The 246-nt window shown below is 42.7% G+C and carries 1 protein-coding gene; it reads left to right on the top strand.

From position 1 onward, the window contains the following. Window positions 1-246: hypothetical protein (locus SB724_RS21365; protein ID WP_410573027.1), on the top strand; the 246-nt coding region annotated here is incomplete at both ends.

The following is a 246-nucleotide window of genomic DNA, read 5'->3' as shown; positions in this document are numbered from 1 at the left end:
ATGGTGGTGCACAATCCTTATTTAGCGTTATGACCGACGAGAAAAGAATTTATAGCACCGGATCAGATGGAGGTGCTAAAAAAGGAGTCGTAAATCCTACCAACGCATATATGTTAACAGCAGCAACTACGAGCAATGGAGCCCAAATGGCTGAGGGAGAAATGATTTTTGTAGAAGCTGGAGGACACATCTCAATTGCTGTTGAGGCAGGAAGTGATAGATTTGGATATGTAGGCCATACAATAG

Source organism: Bacillus sp. SIMBA_031, from assembly GCF_046535225.1.
Taxonomy (GTDB): domain Bacteria; phylum Bacillota; class Bacilli; order Bacillales; family Bacillaceae; genus Bacillus; species Bacillus velezensis.
Note: the sequence above shows the minus strand (reverse complement) of the source record. Positions and strands in the feature narration are given on the sequence as shown.